The 4,697-nt window shown below is 72.9% G+C and carries 2 protein-coding genes; both read left to right on the top strand.

Annotated features, from left to right (window positions below; genetic code table 11):
• The coding region (locus ACLF6P_RS29690) for a type I polyketide synthase (protein WP_415954515.1) at positions 1-3,125 on the top strand (3,125 nt) is incomplete at its 5' end.
• Between the two features lie 96 nt (positions 3,126-3,221).
• On the top strand, positions 3,222-4,697 hold a 1,476-nt coding region (locus tag ACLF6P_RS29685; RefSeq protein ID WP_415954514.1), incomplete at its 3' end, for a type I polyketide synthase.

Below are 4,697 nucleotides of genomic sequence, written 5' to 3'. Positions count from 1 at the left end.
CCGACTACTGGGTGAGGCATGTCCGTGAGGCGGTGCGTTTCGCGGACGGCATCGGGCACCTGGAATCCCAGGGCGTCACCACCTACCTCGAACTCGGTCCGGGCGGTGTCCTGTCCGCCATGGCCCAGGACACCACCACCAGCACCGAAACGGACACCGTCTTCGTCCCGGCGCTCCGCAAGAACCGCCCCGAAACCGAAGCGCTCGTCACCGCCCTCGCCGAACTCCACACCCACGGCACCCAGGTCGACTGGACGACCTACTACGCAGGAACCGGCGCCCAGCGCACCGACCTCCCCACCTACGCCTTCCAACACCAGCACTACTGGCTCCACTCCACCGGCCCGTCACTCGGTGACCTCACCCTGATGGGCATGGGGTCCACGGATCACCCGTTCCTCGGTACGTCCGTGACCGTCGCCGGCTCGGACGGTCTGCTGCTCAGCGGCCGGATCGGCCTCGACACGCACCCCTGGCTCGCCGATCACGCCGTCATGGGCACGGTCCTGCTGCCGGGTGCCGCGTTCGTCGACCTGGCCGCCCATGCCGCCGCCGCGGCCGGCTGCGACCGGGTCGAGGAGCTCACCATCGCCGCGCCCCTCGTCCTCGGCGCCACGGGCCCCGTGGTGCTGCAAATCTGGGCCGGCGCCGCCGACGAGAACGGTCGGCGCCCGCTGGAGATCCACTCACGTCCGGTGCATGACGCCGGTGCGCCCTGGACGCGGCATGCGAGCGGTGCTCTCGCCGTGGACGACGCCTCCGCCGGTTCCGGAGGCCGGGCGCTGTCCCAGTGGCCGCCGCGCGATGCCGAACAGGTTCCGGTCGACGGCGTGTACGACGCCATGAACGACATCGGTTACGGCTACGGCCCTGTCTTCCAGGGCCTGCGTGCCGTGTGGCGCGGTGGCGAGGGCGAGGTGTTCGCCGAGGTCGCCCTTCCCGAGGAGGCCTGGGAGGAATCCGCCCGGTTCGGGCTGCACCCGGCCCTGCTCGACTCCGCCCTGCACGCCATCGGCGTCAGCGGCGGCTCGCTCGCCGAGGGCGGCCAGCTGCCCTTCGCCTGGTCGGGGATCAGCCTGTACGCGGTGGGCTCGCCGCTCCTCAGGGTCCGGATCACCACCGCCGACAGCGGCGCGGTCTCCCTTGACCTCGCCGACGCCGACGGCATGCCGGTGGCGCGCATCGACTCGCTGGTGATGCGCCCCTTGAGCGCGGGTCAGCTGGACGTTCCGGCATCGGGCACAGGCGGCGTGGACTCGGTGTTCCGGCTGGAGTGGGTACCGGGTCCGGCCACCGACGGCGCCGACGCCCCGGCCGTGGTGCCGCAGGTCCTTGAGGTGTCCACGGGGGCGGTCGCGGACGGCGACGTTCCGGCCGCCGTACGGGACGTCGTCACCGAGACCCTGGCCCGGCTGCAGGACTGGCTGGCCGCCGACCACGAGGACGACGCCCGTCTGGTCGTCGTCACGCGGGGTGCGGTGGCCGTGGCGGACGCGGGCGAGGTCACGGACCTCGCGGCGGCGGCCGTGTGGGGGCTGGTGCGTTCGGCCCAGTCCGAGCACCCCGGGCGGATCGTCCTCGTCGACACCGACGGGTCGACCGACGACCTGGTGAAGCCCACGGCCCTCGGCGAGGACCAGTTCGCCATCCGCGCCGGTGAGATGTACGTACCGCGTCTGGCGCGTGTGGCCGCCCCGGCGCAGAGGGCGCTTCCCTCGCCCCCGGCGCTCCCCACGGTCCGAGGCACCGTTCTCGTCACAGGTGCGGCCGGCGGACTCGGCGGACTTCTCGCCCGCCACCTGGTCACCGAGCACCAGGTCCGTGACCTGGTCCTCGTCTCCCGCCGGCCCGCCACGGACCTGGTCACCGAGCTCGAAGAACTCGGTGCCACGGTCCGCTGGGCAGCCTGCGATGTCACCGACCGCACTGCTCTCGCGGATCTGATCGCGGAGATCGGGACGGGGCTGTCCGGTGTCGTCCACGCGGCGGGTGTCGTCGACGACGGTGTGCTGGAGTCGTTGACCCCGGACCGGGTCAGCACGGTCCTGCGCCCCAAGGCCGACGCGGCCTGGCACCTGCACGAGCTCACCGCAGACCACAACCTCGCCTACTTCGCCCTGTACTCCTCGGCGGCGGGCACCTTCGGCGGGCCGGGCCAGGCGAACTACGCCGCTGCCAACGCCTTCCTCGACGCCCTCGCCACCCACCGCCACGCCCACGGCCTGCCTGCCGTGTCCCTCGCCTGGGGCCCGTGGGGCGAGGGCGGCATGCTCGGGCAGCTCGGCGCCGCCGACATCGCCCGCATGGGACGGTCGGGCCTCGTACCGCTGACCGCCCGTCAAGGCCTCGACCTCTTCGACACGGCCACAGCCGCAGCCGCAGCCACCGTCACGGCCACCGCCACGGCCACGGCCACCGCCCCCGACGTGGACGCGGCACCGGAGCCGCCGCACCTGCTGCTCGCACGCCTCACCCCGAACGAGTCGCAGGTCCGGCCGGACATGCTGCCGCCGCTGCTGCGCCCCTTCTTCCGTACGGCCATGCGCAGGCACGCGGCAGCCGCCGCGCAGCGCCCCGCCGCCGCGTCCACGGCCGCCCTCGAGGAACGCCTGTCCCACTGCACGCAGGACGAGGCGTACCGCGTCGTACTCGATCTCGTACGCGACGCGATCGCGGCCGTCCTCGGCCACGCCTCCGCCGCCGCGGTCGAGGTGACCCGCGGCTTCCTGGAGATCGGCTTCGACTCCCTCACGGCCGTCGAGTTCCGCAACCGGGTCAACCAGCTCACCGGCCTCAAGCTGGCCGCCACGCTGATCTTCGACCACCCGTCGCCGGAGGCGCTCGCCCGCCACCTGACGGCGGAACTCGCCCCCGGCGGCCAGGTCTCGGCCCTCGCGCTGCTCAGCGAGCTCGACCGGCTGGAGGCCTCGCTGGCCGCCGTACCCACGGAGGACGACGACCGCTCCCACGTCACCGAGCGGCTGCGCGGCCTGCTCTCCGCCTGGACCGACAACCGACCGGCGACCGGTGACGGCGGCGGCGACGACAGCGACACGACCGACCTCGAATCCGCCACGGCGGACGAACTCTTCGACCTTCTCGACGGCGAGCTGGGACTCTCCTGACCCGTGCGGCGGCTCCGCCCGGAGCCGCCGCCCTCTGCCGGCCGATCCCCGCCCCGCCCGCCTCGCCTTGCGTTGCCTTCCAAGGAGTGCCACCTCATGCCGAACGAGGAGAAGTACCTCGACTACCTCAAGCGCGCCACGGCGGACCTCCGCGAGGCCCGCACGCGACTGCGCGAGTACGAGGACCGGGACCGGGAGCCCATCGCCATCGTCGGCATGGCCTGCCGCTATCCGGGAGGTGTCACCTCCCCCGAGGGGCTGTGGCGCCTCGTGGAGAACGGCGGGGACGCGATCTCCCGCTTCCCCGAAGACCGGGGCTGGGACATCGAGCGCCTGTTCGGGGTCGACGAGGCGGGCACGTCCAACGCCCACGCGGGAGGATTCCTCGACGGCGCCGCCGCGTTCGACCCGGCGTTCTTCGGGATCTCGCCGCGCGAGGCCCTGGCCATGGACCCGCAGCAGCGCCTCATGCTGGAGGCCTCCTGGGAGGTCTTCGAGCGGGCGGGCATCGACCCGGCGGCCATGAAGGGCAGCCGTACGGGCGTCTTCGCCGGCCTGATGTACCACGACTACCTCACCCTGATGCAGTCCCTGCCGGAGGGCGTCGAGGGCTACCTCGGCACCGGCACGTCCGGCAGCGTCCTGTCCGGCCGCGTCTCGTACGTCCTCGGCCTGGAGGGCCCGGCGGTCACGGTCGACACGGCCTGCTCGTCCTCGCTCGTCGCCCTGCACCTCGCAGTCCAGGCACTGCGCTCCGGCGAGTGCACGATGGCCCTCGCGGGCGGTGTCACCGTCATGTCGACACCGGGTACGTTCGTCGACTTCAGCCGCCAGGACGGGCTGTCCTTCGACGGCCGCTGCAAGTCCTTCTCGGACACGGCGGACGGTACGGGCTGGTCCGAGGGTGTGGGCGTGCTGCTCGTGGAGCGGCTGTCGGACGCGCGCCGCAACGGCCACCAGGTCCTGGCGGTCGTACGCGGTTCGGCGGTCAACCAGGACGGCGCGTCCAGCGGCCTGACGGCCCCGAACGGCCCGTCGCAGCAGCGCGTCATCCGCCAGGCCCTGGCCAACGCCCGTGTCCCGTCAGCGGACGTGGACCTCGTCGAGGCGCACGGTACGGGTACGACGCTGGGCGATCCGATCGAGGCGCAGGCCCTGCTTGCCACGTACGGTCAGGAGCGGGACGAGGACCGGCCGTTGTGGCTGGGCTCGCTGAAGTCGAACATCGGCCACACCCAGGCCGCCGCGGGTGTCGCGGGCATCATCAAGATGGTCATGGCCATGCGCCATGGCCTGCTGCCGAAGACCCTGCACGTGGACGAGCCGTCGACCCAGGTGGACTGGGAGGCCGGGGCGGTGGAGCTCCTGACCCAGGCCCGTGACTGGCCGGACACGGGCGACCGCCCGCGCCGCGCCGCCGTCTCCTCCTTCGGCGTCAGCGGCACGAACGCGCACGTGATTCTGGAGGCGGTGGAGGAGGCCGAGCGGTCGGCTCCGGTGGAGGAACCGACAGTCACGCTTCCGGTGGTGCCGTGGGTGCTGTCGGCGAAGTCGCCGCAGGCCCTGGCGGGT

It is taken from the genome of Streptomyces lothianensis, from assembly GCF_047779955.1.
Taxonomy (GTDB): domain Bacteria; phylum Actinomycetota; class Actinomycetes; order Streptomycetales; family Streptomycetaceae; genus Streptomyces.
Note: the sequence above shows the minus strand (reverse complement) of the source record. Positions and strands in the feature narration are given on the sequence as shown.